This is a genomic window from Lunatibacter salilacus (assembly GCF_009797935.1).
GTDB lineage: Bacteria > Bacteroidota > Bacteroidia > Cytophagales > Cyclobacteriaceae > Lunatibacter > Lunatibacter salilacus.
In genome coordinates this window covers 221,626-238,255 of sequence record NZ_VOLC01000009.1, presented here as the reverse complement: position 1 = coordinate 238,255, position 16,630 = coordinate 221,626, and the positions used below count along the sequence as shown (strand labels likewise).

Annotated in this window: 14 protein-coding genes; 6 read left to right on the top strand and 8 right to left on the bottom strand. The window is 40.3% G+C overall.

Going from position 1 to position 16,630, the window contains the following annotated elements:
• Positions 1-741: 741 nt before the first annotated feature.
• The 8 genes from FQ608_RS14070 to FQ608_RS14035 all read right to left on the bottom strand — a co-directional run bounded on the left by FQ608_RS14070 (position 742) and on the right by FQ608_RS14035 (position 10,966).
• Positions 742-4,848, bottom strand: a complete 4,107-nt coding sequence (locus FQ608_RS14070) for a hybrid sensor histidine kinase/response regulator transcription factor (RefSeq protein ID WP_158858871.1) — start codon at positions 4,846-4,848, stop codon at positions 742-744.
• Between the two features lie 248 nt (positions 4,849-5,096).
• Positions 5,097-5,963 (bottom strand): DUF5777 family beta-barrel protein, encoded by an 867-nt coding sequence (locus FQ608_RS14065; protein ID WP_158858870.1) that lies wholly within the window; start codon positions 5,961-5,963, stop codon positions 5,097-5,099.
• A complete protein-coding gene (locus FQ608_RS14060) occupies positions 5,960-6,508 on the bottom strand; it encodes a YceI family protein (protein ID WP_158858869.1) in 549 nt (182 codons plus the stop codon). The genes FQ608_RS14065 and FQ608_RS14060 overlap by 4 nt, the downstream gene beginning before the upstream one ends.
• A gap of 129 nt (positions 6,509-6,637) precedes the next feature.
• Entirely contained in the window at positions 6,638-7,141 is a 504-nt protein-coding gene (locus tag FQ608_RS14055) for a QcrA and Rieske domain-containing protein (RefSeq protein WP_158858868.1), read from the bottom strand.
• Positions 7,142-7,565: 424 nt separating this feature from the next.
• The gene (locus tag FQ608_RS14050) at positions 7,566-7,790 is read right to left on the bottom strand and encodes a hypothetical protein (protein ID WP_158858867.1); all 225 of its coding nucleotides are present in this window, start codon (positions 7,788-7,790) and stop codon (positions 7,566-7,568) included.
• A 114-nt stretch (positions 7,791-7,904) separates the two neighbouring features.
• A complete protein-coding gene (locus tag FQ608_RS14045) occupies positions 7,905-8,873 on the bottom strand; it encodes a hypothetical protein (RefSeq protein ID WP_158858866.1) in 969 nt (322 codons plus the stop codon).
• Positions 8,874-8,875: 2 nt separating this feature from the next.
• Positions 8,876-10,276 (bottom strand): vWA domain-containing protein, encoded by a 1,401-nt coding sequence (locus FQ608_RS14040; protein WP_158858865.1) that lies wholly within the window; start codon positions 10,274-10,276, stop codon positions 8,876-8,878.
• A gap of 267 nt (positions 10,277-10,543) precedes the next feature.
• Positions 10,544-10,966 carry a DUF6567 family protein gene (locus FQ608_RS14035; RefSeq protein ID WP_158858864.1) on the bottom strand — a complete coding sequence of 141 codons (423 nt, stop codon included), beginning with the start codon at positions 10,964-10,966 and terminating at the stop codon, positions 10,544-10,546.
• Between the two features lie 175 nt (positions 10,967-11,141).
• On the opposite strand from FQ608_RS14035, the gene FQ608_RS14030 reads away from it, so the two are divergent.
• The 6 genes from FQ608_RS14030 to FQ608_RS14005 all read left to right on the top strand — a co-directional run bounded on the left by FQ608_RS14030 (position 11,142) and on the right by FQ608_RS14005 (position 16,376).
• Entirely contained in the window at positions 11,142-11,645 is a 504-nt protein-coding gene (locus FQ608_RS14030; RefSeq protein ID WP_158858863.1) for a hypothetical protein, read from the top strand.
• A gap of 4 nt (positions 11,646-11,649) precedes the next feature.
• Positions 11,650-12,018, top strand: a complete 369-nt coding sequence (locus tag FQ608_RS14025; protein ID WP_158858862.1) for a GerW family sporulation protein — start codon at positions 11,650-11,652, stop codon at positions 12,016-12,018.
• Positions 12,019-12,468: 450 nt separating this feature from the next.
• Entirely contained in the window at positions 12,469-13,221 is a 753-nt protein-coding gene (locus FQ608_RS14020; protein ID WP_158858861.1) for an outer membrane lipoprotein-sorting protein, read from the top strand.
• Positions 13,221-14,447, top strand: coding sequence for an ABC transporter permease (locus FQ608_RS14015; protein WP_158858860.1), 1,227 nt, complete (start codon positions 13,221-13,223; stop codon positions 14,445-14,447). The genes FQ608_RS14020 and FQ608_RS14015 overlap by 1 nt, the downstream gene beginning before the upstream one ends.
• A 10-nt stretch (positions 14,448-14,457) precedes the next feature.
• Entirely contained in the window at positions 14,458-15,675 is a 1,218-nt protein-coding gene (locus tag FQ608_RS14010) for an ABC transporter permease (protein WP_234364203.1), read from the top strand.
• An 11-nt stretch (positions 15,676-15,686) separates the two neighbouring features.
• The gene (locus FQ608_RS14005) at positions 15,687-16,376 is read left to right on the top strand and encodes an ABC transporter ATP-binding protein (protein WP_158858858.1); all 690 of its coding nucleotides are present in this window, start codon (positions 15,687-15,689) and stop codon (positions 16,374-16,376) included.
• The last annotated feature ends 254 nt before the right edge of the window (positions 16,377-16,630 follow it).

Below are 16,630 nucleotides of genomic sequence, written 5' to 3'. Positions count from 1 at the left end.
TTAATGATAATTGAATTCTATTTGATAAGCCATTCCCTACCTTAGAGATTGGCCTTACGCAATTTTTCGTAATCAAATGTAGATACATTCCGTAGCTGGGTAGGGATTCAAATGTTTTCAATTAGGGTATCAAATGATAACATTCGATTTTTCAGAATATAATTCTACATCTATCAAAAAACCTATATTTTAATTCGTGTAAATGGAGTTATTCGAATTAAAACCCAAGGTTAAAAAATTTAATTTTTAGAATTTATTGCTTAATTTTTCTATTTCAAACCATGAAATCGGATTTGTTTCAGGAATAAACCACTACTCCCATTAAAAACGAAACGTGTAAATGCCCACATGTATCAGACTCTTCAATTGAATCAAATTTATCAGCCGTCCATTACCAAAGTTTCTCACAAGACAGTAAAGGCTAACACAGCTAAGCCCACTGAATTTCAAAAAAATTCCAATCCTACTTCATCTTTCCACTATATTTCAAGCCTATTTCGTCCTTAGGCCAAATATCAATTGCATTTCATTTAATATCCACTAATATCTAATATCAATCAATATCATTTCCCCATATTTCGGCTGACAGGCCATATTTCTACAATATTTCCACCATATTTCATTTAAATATCCATCAGTATCCAATATCAACCAATATCATTTCCCAATATTTCGGCCGTAGGCCATATTTCCACAATATTTCTACCATATTTCAATTTGAATATCCACCAGTATCCAATATCAACCAATATCAATTTTTAAAAGATACTGTGAAGGCAAAACCCCAAATTCCGCTTTAAAATGTTTGGTAAAGTATTTGGCGTTGTTGTAACCAACTTGGTAAGCTACCTCGGAAATACTCAACTGACTTTTCTCCAACAGTTGCGCCGCCCGTTGTAAACGGACAAGCCGGATAAATTCTATTGGGCTTTTTCCGGTCAGGGCACTAAGCTTCTTGTAAAGATGTACCCTACTCATAAACAATTCTTTGCTCAACTGTTCAACCGAAAACTCAGGATTGTCCATATTTTTCTCCACCACCTTCATTGCGTCTTGGATAAGCTTATCATCCATAGACATAATCTCCACTTCACTTGTATTGACAGAAATGATTTTTTTGTAATGCTTTTGAAGCCTGTTTCTCTCTACGATCAAATTTTCGATACTAGATGCCAAAATTTCCAATTTGAACGGTTTGGATATATACAGATTACACCCGGAATGAAGCCCTTCCAACTGCTTTTCCTCGGAACTTCTTGCGGTAAGAATTATAACCGGAATATGGGATGTTTTCAGATTGCTCTTAACGGCTTGGCACAGTGCTACCCCATCCATTACAGGCATCATTAGGTCAGATATAATAAGGTCAGGAATATTTTCTAACGCCTTTTCTAATCCGATTTTTCCATTGTGGGCAAAAAGTATATTGTAATCCTGTTCCAAAAACTCCTTCAAATATTCGCTGAATTCCAAGTTGTCATCCACCAACAACAGTGTTGGCTTGTAGACCACTTCTCCTTTTGCCATTGTCTTCTCCAAAACATCCCCATCAACTACATTATTCTCATCAGCCTTTTTTATTGGGACCGTAATATATAATGTAAAATGTGAGCCCTCTCCTTCTTTGCTTGTCACCGTGATATTACCACCCTGTATTTTCGCAAACTCCAAGGCTAGCGAAAGTCCTATACCTGTACCTTGGTCATGGCTGTCGTCGGTATGACTGCTTGTAAAATACCGATCAAATACCCTCGGTAAATCTATTTGGGAAATCCCAATTCCTGTATCTTGACAGTGGATGTAAAAGCGTCCACTGTATTCATTAATTTCTTCCAATTCTACAAACAATGCTATCGTGCCATTCATTGGGGTGAATTTGATGGCATTTGATAACATATTATAAATTATTTTCTCCAATTTGTCCGCATCAAAGCTGGTCTGTAGTGCTTCAATGCTGGTTTTGAAATTCAAAGAGATGTTTTTTTTCTCCGAAAGCTCTTTGAAATCATTTACTTTATTTGCCACAAAAAGAACGATATCACCCTTTGAAGGATTAAAATCTATACTTCCCTTTTCAATGTTTTTGACGTCAAGTATTTGATTTATCAATTGCAATAGACGTTTCCCATTTTTTTGAATCGTCAAAAACTGTTTTCGGTCAGATTCATCGGTATTTTTTCTCAATAATTTTTCAACAGGCGCAAGAATCAATGTCAGGGGAGTCTTAAATTCATGGCTCACATTTGTGAAAAATCTAGTCTTCAATTCATCGAGCTCTTTTATACGTTGAGTTTCCCTTCTTTCTTCCAATCTTCTGAACTTTTCACGTTCCTTTGTCAAAAGCTGACGCCTGGCAAAGAAAACCATCCCAACACCCAGTAAAAAATAGAGGAAATAAGCTCCCGGTGTTTTCCAAAATGGAGCTAACACCCTAATCTCAAGGGTGCGGTCTTCATCACTCCAACCCCCATCATTTGAAGCGGTTTGAAGAACCAATTCGTAGGTTCCAGGATCCAAATTCGTATAGGTGACTCTAAACGGGGGTTGATCTAGCACAGTCCATTCCTCATTGAATCCTTTCAGCTTGTATCTGAATTTAACTTTTTCAAAGTTTAAAAAGTTTAAAGCGGAAAATTCCAGTGAAAAAATATTTTCATCGTGCTTTAGTTGAATTGAATTGCTTTGGGTAATGTGGTCTGTAATTATAACTCTACCTCCAACGGTTTCACCCGCATGAACCGGCTTATTAAAAATGGATAATCCTGTCAATATAACTTTTGGATCATTTAGCGCAAATCCAAAATTTGCCGTTTTGAAGATATTGTACCCGTTTGGTCCACCAAATATCAGTTCCCCAGAAGCCGTCTTTAATGCGGAATTTTTATTGAATAAGGGTGCTTGGAGTCCCTCTGAAATATTAAAATTTCTGTACCTAAGTGTAAATGGAGTAGCCTTCCTGTCAATATTGATATAGGACAGACCGCTGTGGGTACTAACCCAGAGATTAGCCTCCTCATCTTCGAGTACCGAAACGACATAATCTGAAGGCAACCCGTCTTTCTTGGTGTAACCCACAAACTTTTCATTTTGCACATCAAAATAATTCAAGCCCTCAGAAGTGGTAACCCAAATGACTCCCTGAGAATCCCTAAGAATTTCAGAAATATTGTTTCCAACCAAACCTGTTTCTGGATCCAACCCCGAATAATATCGAAAATAACCTGAAGAAAGGTTAATTACATCGATTCCATATCCGCCGCCTACCCAAAGATTACCCTTCTCATCCTCTTCAAATGCAGTGATGTACTCATTATTTATGGGGACGCCATCGTCCCCAATCAAGTAGTGAGTGATTTGGTCCGTCTTTTTATCAAAAAGATTAAGCCCTCCCCGGAGAGTCCCTATCCAGATCCTATTTTGAGAATCTACAAAAATTTTCCACACGCTGGCATCTGAAATGCCCTGATCCATTTCAGAACCTTGCCTATAGTTGGTGAATGATGTGCCGTCAAAGCGGGAAAGCCCATGCAAATAAGTTCCTAGCCAAAGTTCCCCATCCTGGTCGATTTCCATGGCAACAATAACATTACCAGAAAGACTGTTGGGATTATTTGGATCGCTTTTATATTGGGTATATGTGTTATTACTTCTATCATGGTAAATCAATCCGTCTCCGTTAGTGCCTATGAATAAGTTTCCCAAGGAATCTTCGGCAAACACATTTACGTCATTATAAGGTAAACTTGAGGGATCGTTCGAATTTTTCACATGTGAAAATCTGATCAAGCCCTCATGGTAAAAGTTAACGCCACTCTTGTGCGTTCCTATCCAAACGATCCCGTCAGGGTCCTTAAACATAGCGTAAATGGCATTACTGGACAAACTCGAATTATACCCCGCTTTTGGCATGAGGTAGGTGACTGATTTCCTTTTTTTATCCAGAATGTTTATTCCTCCATGATCGGTTCCAAGCCAAATCTCACCAGCTTTGTATTCAGAGATAGACTTAACAAGATTATTGTTAATAGTGAACTCCTTATTTTTAGTAGATATCCACTTAATATCGAATGAACTGTGATTGACATAAAATATTCCCATATCATTATTCAAATCAAACACCCAAGCATCTCCATCTGAATCCAAAAACAATTCCAACTCTTGATTTCTGCTATCTGAAAAGTACTGCTTAAGGGAGAAGCTATTTACTACCTGTTTCGTGTCAGAATTTAATATTTCAATAGTACCGTCGGTGTAAAGTATCCATACGTATCCAATTGGGCTAAAAGCTAAGCAGGCTATTTCATTGGAGGCTAAAATTTCGGCTCCAAATCCCTTATGTGATATATACTGCGTGTCATCCATCTCAGGGTCATAGATCGAAATGCCTTCTGATGGATGAGTAAACCAATATCTTCCCTCCCGGTCACGGGTGACGGACTTAATATTCGTTGAAAGTAGGCTATAGTTTGTCGCAAATCGATTTATGTCAGTCGTGAATCTCTCTTCCTTAAGCAAAAAAACATCGAAATTATTATGCGAATTTTTAAGCCAAAGATTGTTCTCAGGTCCCTCGAAAATTTTAACAATAGAATTGGAACTGACGGCATTGCTGTCACTCTCGGACGAAAAAAAGCCTCGTATTCGGGTACCATCAAAACGGTTGAGCCCATTGGCAGTTGCAAACCACATATAACCTAGTGCATCTTTATGGATCGATTGCACATTGCTGTTGCTAAGGCCATGATTCTCATTTAAAGATTTGAATACGTATTCATTTTCCAATGTTTGGGCTTGGCTTCCAAAGCAAGTAAGTAGAAGAAAAAACACGGTTAAGTTCAGGTTATGCATACATAAAATTTGGGCTTGTTGAACGTTATAATCTGCTTCACAACTGTCATTTCTCCACTTTTCATCGTCCTTCGGTCGCAAAAAAACTAAATCCCCTGTAAATCAAATGTTTTTTTTATACAATTCACAACAAAAATACAGGATTCTATCTTGCCCAGATACAACGACTGAAATCCCAACTTAGAAGTTTCGAAATACTACGCATGGATAGTAAACATACCATTTTCGTTTTTTTGAAAAAAATGAAATCATTCCCTACCTCTTCCAGTTGCAAAGACCCGGTTAACATTGAATCCCAGGCGAAATCCTTCTCCGGGTACCCCGTTGCCACCAGCCAGCAGGTATTGTTCGTTAAGGGCCTGGGAGGTGACAAAATACAACTGGAACACATGCCCTCCGGCCTCCAAGTCTATGCCTATACCGACATTATTTCTAAGGTCATTGTTGAGATTGGGAACCCACTGCAGGGTTAAGGAGGATTTTCCGGAGATTTTATATTTTCCACTAAATCCAAGCGCTAAATATACTTGTTGGTCTCCTTCTATAAGAAAAACTGGATTTGGTTCCATAAAATAAGCCAGCATCGGGGATACCTGCAAACTGATTTTATCAGTAAACTTCCGGGCAACCATTAGCTGAGCTGCAAAGGAACTGCGATCACCAATATTGGGATTGGATTCCTGTAAAAAACCATAATCTGCAGTATTTACCCCGGCTCCACCCATAAGAGAGACTGAGACAGGCATTTTATTATCTTGAGTCTGTTTTAAAAGATGGTATCGACCATACAAGTTATAGACTTTATCCCTACTTTGCCGGGCCGCACCCAGCGAAAACCTGTTGCTCAATGCATATTCGAAACTAAACTGTATAGTAGCCCCATTGTCCAAGCCATAAAGGTTTCGGAATCCTTCGTCTATTGTCCCGAAGGTATGCATGATTGCAAAATGAAGCGTCTTTTTATCAAGCGGTTCTACGGTGAGCAAGTTGATGTGCCGAGGCGCATGAAATATTAGATCAACTTCTTGGACTTCCATCGCTCGCTTGCGCTCCAACTGCGCAGTACTTAAAAATGGGATGCAGCCGATTGCAATCAGAAATAAGAATTTTTTCATTTTTTTGAATTTAGAATGGCCTTAATGATTACTTCTTGCTCTTCTGCAAGTTCGTAAAATACGACTTTGGGAATATCTATATTGTAATCGCCAAGAAGCACCGTAAAGGATGCATCAAGCTGCATTACAGTATCAGAAAGGGCAGTCAATTTCCCCGGTACCTCTATCTCTTTTTCAACGCCATGTATCTTAAACTTACCTTTGGCAGTGACAGACCTGCTTTGACCGCTCTTAAGGATAGGTAAAGCGTTTATATTACCTGTGAATTCAGCATAGGGATATTTTTTTGTTTCCAAGTAATTTTCCCGCATGTGCCTATCCCTAAGTCCGATCCCAGTATTCATAGTATTTAAATCCACATAAAAATCTAACAGGTTCTTATCCAGATCCACCAAGCCGTTAAGGTTCGATGACTTACCAGTAAATTCATTCAGTGACGCTTTTGAAAGAAATTCTACTTGACCATTTTCTGTCTTAAAGACCTGGGCATTTCCAGTGTTCGATAGGGCTAAAAGGAAAGCAATTACAAAATGGATAGGTTTCATGTGTTTATAATTGTTTTTTAGTTGCCACCCCGATTAATCGGGGCAGGCTATGGAACCCCTGCCTGTCAGGCAGGCAGGTCGCAATTATAATCATCCCTCCGTGCGTCGCCTGCGTCATGCTTGATTTCATCAGCCCAAATTTACAGTCAGGGTGGAATTGCTAACCGTGGCGGGATAGGAACTTAACGGCTGCGTGGCTGGGCCATTGACTACAGCACCATTTCGGTCAAACCTGGATCCATGGCAGGTACAGGTAAATACATTATTGGCGAAGGTCCAGTTTCTGTCACATTGTGAATGTGTGCATATGGAAGTAAGCGCATTGTATGTATTATTGCCCATATTGACAATTAATACCCTGGAAGCTGTAACCAATGCCCAACCACCAGGCGAAGCAAGGGAGGTGGCTACAGATAAGTCTACCGTAACGGCATCAGCGGTCGTTGTGATTCCGGTTCCGGCAGCTGGAGGGTTACCCGAATCAGGCATGTTAGGCTCCGTATCATCGGAGGAGCAGCCAGTAAAAAAGGCGACGCCAAACAGGGACATCACAGCCAGGGATCCTGACTTTTTCAGAAATTCCCTTCTTTCCCCAGTTAGGGAACCAGTTTGAATGTGGGTTGTTGTTTTCATACAGCGATATACGGTTTTAATAAACCCATTGGATTTAGGTATACTATTTATCTTGAAAAAACAGCTTGAAAGAAGTATTGTTTGTTTCCGCTGCATTTCATTAGTATGTAGACACATACAAAAACCTCCATTTGCGAAATATCTCCATGCTCTTCGAGGATAAGACGAAACCTACACCGGATAAGCAGCAGATGTTATTTTCTTTCAATTTTTCAGAATTAATCTCTCCATAGGCATGTAGTAAGGGATTTGTAAAAATTCTCATTGATGCTAATTGAAAAAATATGGTGCTAAGCTAGATTGAGCACTATTAACTAAAAAGACTACCCATAAATAAATAGATAGTCATTTTCGTTGATGCCATAAAGGTTAGTTACATAAAAACGTATTTGGGGAAGGGGTGCCCCTTTTTGTCCAAATATGGTTACTCTTTGTTTTTATCCTTCTCCTCGTTGTCGACCTTTTCGGTTTTGGGATTAGACTTGCCTTTGTCCTTTTTTATTTTATCATACTCCTCTTCCTTTGGCGGTCGCGATCCGCGGGAATCTCCTGGAGTTTCGCGGGTGGTTCCTTTGTCAACCCCCCCGTTCTTTTTGCCTAGCGAAGCAAGAGGTAGATTATGAGAATAATTATTGATTATGATCACCATGGTAAATTGGTTTAGTTGTACCTAATCAAATTCAAGAATCATTCCAGATTGAAGCATGGAAGTATATTAGGCATTTTGAATAATATTAATTCGCGTAATTAGCTAGTTTGTCAATTAACTGAAAAATGAATAGCTAATTAGCAGTTCCCCATTTTCCTTCCATTTAACCCACCCTTTTCCGACCGGCTCAAAATTATCATTTAATAAGGTTACATACATCCAGTCTTGTCTAACTAACAACGGTTTCATAAAGGAGTAGGACTGTATGACTTTTCCAGCATGATCTAATGGTTTCACATAAATAGTTTGGGTGTTGGAATTTAAAAACTCAACGCTATTTATACTTAAGAAAAAATCTGGCCAGAACGACAGCATTCCGCTCGATTTGCTTACAAAAGCTGTTTGCTTGCTATGACCGTTGACTTCGATTTCAACAAAATCCTCCGTGACGGAAAGTGCTTTAAAATAAAGGACATCATAATCCAATTTTAGATGCTCTGGCACTAAATAAGGTGGCGCAGTTGCAATATCAAACCCGCCATATTCTGATTTTTTAAAGGTAATACTGTCTACAGGCGGATGCTCCATTAGGGCTTTATCCAAATTGGGATTGTTATAGAAATACAATGGGTTGGATTCAGATAAAAACGGTGAGAACATGCCAAGGCCGAATGAGCTATCTTCTAGGGCGGGCAAATCATCATACCGAATCATCGCAGTCCCAATTGCCGGCACTGTTGGCTTTCTCGGCACGTCTTGTGTTTGGTCTTCTTGATTCTTTTCCTTTTGCCGTTCCAGAAATCTAACATGAAAATAACCGTAAAATCCGGCAATGCATAATGCCAAAATAATATTAAGCCGTAGAATGATCTTTCGGTTAGATTTGTTAGAAACAATAAATGATATAATCAGCCCAATTACAGCTGCTATAACTCCGTAACCAAAAACTATAGCACCACCTGCCAACCCCTGATTTTTCCCGGCTTCTATTATTCCGGCGTAGGACATTCCCAGAAAAAAGGATGTAATAAATGACAGTAGGTATAATAGAAAACTATAAGGTTTTAACATTTGATGTGCCATAGCTAAAAGGAGATTATTTTTTCGACGGTTTTTCCTTCCTCGATCGTAACAGAAAGTTTACTTGTATTTCCCTTGTGGTGTCCCAATGTGACAATCGTTACCTCATAAACTCCCGGATTTAAAACAAACTTCCGTGGGTTGCTACTTTCCGACGTATAGGTTCTACTTCCGGCTACCGCTTTGCCAGTGCTTGTTTCACGAAAATTAACGGCTGCGTCTATAAGCTCCCCACTCTTTGTTTCGACCCCAATCAAGGCAATCCCACTTTTAAATTCATGTGAAATTGAGGTTGTTGTAATGGCTTTTACCTCTACATCATTAACTTCTGCATTTATTGAGATACCCTCTAAATTTAAAGCTAAATAAGAGACTTTGTAACTCCCCGCAGCAACTTCCATTTGTTTTGGCCTGGCATAAGTCCTTACGTTAGAGATTACTTTTCCTGTTTCTTTGTCATACATTTTTACCATGGCATCCCAAGGGTCGCCATTATTGGTTGTGGTAACTTCAAGAATACCGCCATCAAAATAAATGTCCTGATGCCCTGCTTCACCTTCTTTCATTTCAATAGAAATGGTGGTTCCCGGAATATCTGAATTCTCCAATGGTCTAATTTCTATATCATATTTCCCTGAAGGTAAATATACCCAAGCAGTATCTCGGTAGGTTCTAGCACCCTTCAACTCCTCTCCTGTTATTGAATTTTGCGGTTTTACCCAAGCGTCTACGGGTTCCCCATTTTTGACCGCATACACGGAAAAGTTCCCGTTTGGTTTATCAACAGTTGCGTTAGTGGCCTCAGTTAATACGTCGCCTAGGCCCGCTGAATCGCCTGCATCATAATAGTTACCATTACCTGCATTTGCTGCACAAATTAACTGTTCTTTCTCTCCCTCTTTTAGCCCGAATCCTACAATATGCAATTTGAAATCGATTCCCTCAGCCTTAGCGTCTGTGACTACTTGACAAATATCCCCATCGCATGACTCTATACCATCGGTGATTAATATGATGGTTGCTTTGGTATTGGTTTCCAGAAGTGAATTAATAGCTAAAATGGCACTTCTTGCCAGTGGAGTTTTTCCTGTCGGATTAAGGCCATTGACAGCATTGGTAATTGTACCTTTTGAGCTATTAGCCAGACCGACCATAAATTCAATATCGTCGCAGTCACCTAGATTGCGGTGCCCGTAAGCAATTAAACCTATGTTTTGATTATTTGGTAACTTACTGACAGTTACACCCAATACTTCCGATGCAATGGCCTTTTTAGTCTTATTTTCCATCTGCCCCCACATCGAACCACTGGCATCGTAAATAAACAAAATCGGAGACGGTTGTTCCTGAGCGCTTAAGTTAAATAAAAGGAACAGTGTTGCGAGTGACGAAAATAGACTTTTCATTTCGGCTTGGTTTATTTATTAATTAATGTTTCAATGACTTCATCGAATGATACCTCTGCAAAAAGCCATTCGACCTGAATGGTTTCAGATAACATGCCTATTCAAACACCGACTAAGATATTTATTGTATTTGCTTTCCAAGCAGCACTTTCAGAAAATTAAAGTGTAGTCAAATTATAAGTTTGGGATAGTTAATATAGGTTAAAAAATTGACAGATCCAAAGCCGAAAAACCAGCATAAACCGACAGCTTTGTTGTCGTTTTTGGCTAATCCAAAAATTCAATTATATCTGCCTGTATGGTCAATATAGGTTGGGTATAGACAAATAGGTTAAGCGCATCAACATCATACCGGACATTGACCAAAGCAAGGTTTCTGCCCTCTACACTTCCATGGTTTGCCTCGAAATTACTCCAGAGGTTATCCATAGCGGTTTTATAGAGTGCTTTATCTCCACTTACACGAGCCACACCCATGACCTGACTATACATGCCCACACCAAAAGAAAACCCCAATATATATCCTGCTTTCGACTCACCGGAAACAGACCTGGCCACGATTTGGTAATTGGCTTCCGACAATTGCACATTGGTCAGGGAAGAGGACATATGCATGCCTGATGAGGCACATCCTGAAAGTAAAATGGTCGATACAACCACTCCCAATAAATTTTGAAACAGCTTTTTCATGACAAATGTTTTTGATGGTTTAATTTCTAATTCTTACAAATATATGTATTTGATAATTAGTTATATATGACTTAAATCATATTTTTTTTATTGTAAAAATCTTTTTATTTTTATAATTTTTACACGACCTTTCGAATCGATAAAAGCAAAAGTCATTATATCAAACACCAAGAAAATGGAAATCATTGGAGGGATATTGTTGCTAATATTAGGGCTGATTATCTGGATCATTTTTAAGCCAATCTATCTAATAGTAGATACCCAAAACAACAAATATACATTCTCTCAGGTTGGAACATTCCACCTTTCTTATTCTCCCGTACAAAGGCCTCGTTTTAAAGTAAAGTTTTTTGGGATAACAATCCCAAATTCAGAAAAATCCGAAAAAAAACCAGTGAGAAAAAAGAACAGAAAGCCTTTCATCAAAAGATCTCTCTCTTCTTGGATATTTCTCATAAAGGGTTTGTTGAAAAGTTTTAGGGTGAAGAAACTTGTGGGTACAGCTGATTTGGATGATGTAGTGCTCAATTCACAGCTTTTTGCCATATATCCATTTGTCAACCAAGGTCCAGTTCAGTTGACCACAAATTTCAACAATACCTATTTCCTAGACCTAATCATCGAAGCAAGACTAAATAAGATGCTATATACATTTATCATATTCTTAACTAAAAAATAAAATCATGGAAGCGAACTTTAGTACTGTTATTGAAAAGCTAACCGAATTCCTCAACCGGGAGGCCAAAACTGAAACCGTAGTAGGTGAACAATTTATTCTGGGAGAATTTACCTGCGTGCCAGTGGTGCGTGTAGGCATGGGCCTCGGAAGTGGAGGAGGCGAAGGTGATTCCTCCAAAAACGGAAAAGGGCATGGCTTAGGAGCCGGTGTTGGAATGGGTATTGAACCTATAGGATTTTTGGTAACTAAGGGATCCGAGATTTCCTTTATCTCCACCCATCAGGAAAAAGGGATTTCAAAGATGTTCGATAAAGTGCCGGATCTCCTTATGTCTTTGATACAAAAGAAGGATTCCGAACAGGCGAAGAATTGAAAATGAATCGGTGATTATTGTGAAAAAGGGCTCAAATTCAACTTGGGCCCTTTCTAGTTTGGTAGTGAATAAATGTAAATTGCGATAAACAGTTCATGCTAACCATGGAAACCATCCAACCTTACCTGCTACCGTATATTATTTCCAACCTTGCGGCCATTATTTTCCTAATATCTTCTATCTAAAAGTGAATCAATCATGACCCCACACCCGGCATGAGGTCATTTATTCCATTCCAAACCAGTACGTGGCTGAACTCGGTCAGCATGGGCTACCCTGCCTTTGGAATAATAAACTATTTAAATTATATTTACTATAGCTAGAAAATTTAAGCAGTTCATTTACTGCAACCTACCAAATACTAACACTTTAATTTTGAATTAACATATACCTTGGCTAAACACAAGGAAATTGGAATTAGCACCATTGTGAATAAATGATCCCCTCATCATGCAAAGGCGTTTTTCATTATTATTGATTTTTGTTCCCCTATTACTCAAAGCCCAAACCACTCCGGATGCCAGTGAAATAATCCGCAAGGCAGAGGACCAGCTCAGGGGCAATTCCAGTGAGGCAAGCATCAGCATGTCGGTCATCCGTCCTGACTACACCAGAAATGTGTCTTTCAAAAGTTGGTCGCTTGGAGACGAATATGGCTTGACGCTCATTACTTCTCCTGCACGTGACCGGGGAATGGCCTTTCTGAAAAGGGGTCGGGAAGTGTGGAACTGGCAACCCAGCATAGATCGATCCATAAAAATGCCCCCGTCCATGATGTTGCAGGGATGGATGGGTTCAGATCTCACAACTGAAGACCTGGTCAGGCAGAATTCCATTTTAAATGATTACGATCACAAGCTCCTAGCAGATGCCAATGTGGATGGGAATCTTTGCTACACCATAGCATTGACGCCTAAAGAACAGGCTGCGGTAGTTTGGGGGAAGCTTATCATGTATATCGGGAAATCGGATTATCTGCAATACAAAACGGAATTTTTCGACGAGGATATGGAACTGGTTAATACCATTACCGGAAAGGTCCCCAAAAAATTCGGCTCACGTACAGTCCTCACACACCTTGAGGTAATTCCTGAGGGGAAACCCGGCCACAAGACCATTTTTAAGTATGATGAGCTGGAATTTGACGTAGAGCTCCGAGAGAGCTTTTTCAGCCTCCAAAACCTCAAAAGACTGCGCCCCTGATGTATCTTTTCAAAATGGCATTTCGGAATATCTGGCGAAACAAGAGGCGCACGCTGATAACGGCTACCTCCATCATGTTTGCAGCCCTGCTCACGATAAGCCTCACTTCCATTGAAACGGGAATGTGGGAGAAAATGCTCAATAGCATGGTGGAGCAAACTACTGGACATATACAATTACAGACCGAGGACTATTTTGACGAACCGGTACTGGACCATGCTTTCAGCCTTTCTAAAGAGACGACTCAAAAGTTACTCGAGGATCCTGCGGTGCTGCAAGTGAATCCCCGTCTTCAAAATTTCGTACTGTCTTCCTTTGAGGAGCGAACCCGCCCTGTTTTGATTACCGGTGTATATCCCCAACGTGAAGCGGCTATGACGGGATTGGATGAAAAAATAATTGCAGGCGAATATTTGACAGATGAGCCTTGCAGTGGCATTTTGGTGGGAGAAGGCATATTTAACCGAATGGGGTTGAATCTAGGGGATTCCTTAGTATTTATTGGCCAGGGTTACAGAGGAGCCTTTGCGGTGGGGATGATGCCCGTAAAAGGCGTTTTAAAGTTTCCACTTTCGGAAATGAACAATCAGTTAGTCTTTACAAATATGGCGGATGCCAGTGAATTGTTTCAAGCTTATGGTCAATACACCGGAGTATTGCTGATGTTGGGATCTATGCGTGGAATGAAGGCAGCCACACCTCGAATCAATCAATTATTGCAAGACTACCAGGGGTTAAGGGCTTATGAATGGCCTGAACTCATGCCTGAGTTGATACAGGCTAAGGAAGTGGACGAGGCGTCTACGCTCCTTACTATGTACATCCTGTACCTAGTGGTTAGTTTTGGTATATTTGGAACCTTGTTGATGCTCCTGAACGAAAGAAAAAGGGAAATGGGGGTCCTGCTTTCTATTGGAATGAAGCGGGCCCACATTATGCTGATGGTATGGATGGAATTTATGCTTATGGCTGTGCTGGGCCTTGTAGTCGCCATGGCATTGTCTTATATCCTGCTTAGCTACCTTACAAACAATCCCATATCTCTTGGCGAAAGTATGCAGGAAGCGTTTGATCAATTTGGCATGGAAGCAGTATTAACAGCTACCCTCAATCCATACATCTTTTTAAGGGAATTAATGACGGTGAGTGTCATAGTAACGCTTTTGTCCTTATATTCCCTATGGAAGATTTTACGAATGAATCCTTTACAGGCAATGAGATCCTAAGTCTATGAAGATGATCATTAAACTGGCTTGGTTGAATATTTGGAGGAATCCAGTCCGAACAGGAGTGGTCATGGCAGCTGTGGTAATAGGTATATGGGCACTTGTGTTCCTGCTGGGGTTTTTCAATGGCATGGTTGATTCCTACATCAATGCAACCATTGAAAGTAGGACTTCCCATTTACAAATCCATCACCCTGAATTTGTGGAAGATCCCGAAGTGATTTTTTATTTAGATCCCGCTGAACTGTTTCGGGAAAAACTTCACGCTGACAACCGGGTGAAAACAACAGCAGAAAGGCTGGTGCTGCAGGGCTTGCTATCATCCGCTTCAGGCAGCCGAGGTGTGATGGTAAAAGGCGTTAAGCCGGAACAAGAAAAAGAAATCTCCGCCCTCGACAGAAAACTGGCAGAAGGTGAATATCTCGATGTGGATAGGCGTAATCCAATATTGGTCAGTAAAGGAATGGGTCGAAGACTTGGCGTCTCCTTGAATCAACATCTGGTGTTGAGCTTTCAAAATGTGGATGGTGAATTTGCAAGCGGACGCTTTCGCGTAGTAGGGTGGTATGACACAGGAAATACGCAGGAGGACGATATGATGGCTTTTGCACGCTACGATGACCTGCTGGCTTTGAGTCTTATGGAGGAGTCTGCTTTTCATGAGATGGCAGTAATATTACATGATATCAAAGATGTACCCGCTTTTCAGTCGGAGTTTTCCGAAGTGTTTGATGACGCTCGTATTCGTTCCTACACTGAAATTTCTCCGGATATGGTCTTATACAATGAACAAATTAAAACCATGTTAAGCATTGTAATAATCGTGGTGATGATTGCCCTACTATTTGGAATAATAAACACCATGCTAATGGCTGTATTAGAAAGACAAAGAGAACTTGGTATGCTATTGGCCATCGGAATGAACCAAAGAAAAATATTCTCCATGATTACCTTAGAATCCATTATTATGTGTGTGATTGCAGCCCCGATTGGAGTCCTAATTGGCTACGGTACCATTGGTTTTTTGGGAAAAGCGGGAATTGATCTGAGAACCTGGTCCGATGGACTGGAGCAATTTGGCATCGGGACGCTGATTTATCCAAATCTTGGATGGGCCACCTATGTTGAAATCGTATTTGCATTAGTCATCACAGCCATTGTAGCAGGCATCTATCCATCGATAAAGGCAATTTCACTCAAACCTGTGGAAGCCATTCGGAAATTATAAATTCACGAGCCATGTCAGAAATAGTCATCAAAACAGCAGGATTGTATAAAATATACAATGAAAACACCATACCTGTGTACGCTTTGCGCGACGTCAGCGTGGAAATAGAAAAAGGTGCTTTTGTGGCTGTGGTAGGGCCGTCAGGCTCAGGAAAAACGACTTTGCTTAATATTGTTGGAGGCCTGGATCAACCTACCCGTGGTAGTGTGACGGTGGATGATAGAGAGCTGGCTGGAATGAGCGAGAATGAACTAATCAATTTCAGAAGAGACCACATCGGATTTGTCTTTCAGGCCTTCAACTTAATCCCGGTACTGACAGCCAGAGAGAATGCCGAGTTTGTAATGCTATTACAAGGTATCCCCGATCCTGAGAGAACCGAAAGGGTGGATAGTCTTCTCGAAGCCGTCGGAATTGCTGACAAAGCCGAAAACAAACCAAGTGAACTTTCCGGTGGACAACAGCAGCGGGTAGCCGTAGCACGAGCCCTAGCCCCGAAACCCGCATTTATTCTAGCAGATGAGCCCACGGCAAATCTTGATACAAAGTCTGCATACAACCTGCTCGACATGATGGAAAAATTGAATAAAGAGGAGCACATCACCTTCGTTTTTTCTACCCATGATCCACGGGTAATGGAAAGAGCCAGAAGAATTATCACCCTCGAAGACGGGGCTGTGGTTAGCGATGTGGTAAAATAATTTCTCTGGATGTCAAGTTCCTGTTTTTCGAACTACGGCAGAGATGGAAGTCGGTAGACGGGAGCCTTCCTGTCCGGTAGGCAGGTTGGCTTAAATTTACTTTCAGACATCTTTTCATTGGTTAACGGTACCTACTGGCAATAAGCTGATATACAAAAAAAAGTAAATAGCTGGGTTAAAACCAAACTCTTATCTTAAAATGTGCTGCAACATAGGTTCGAAAATAGCATTAATAATCCTCCTGAGTCATAGCG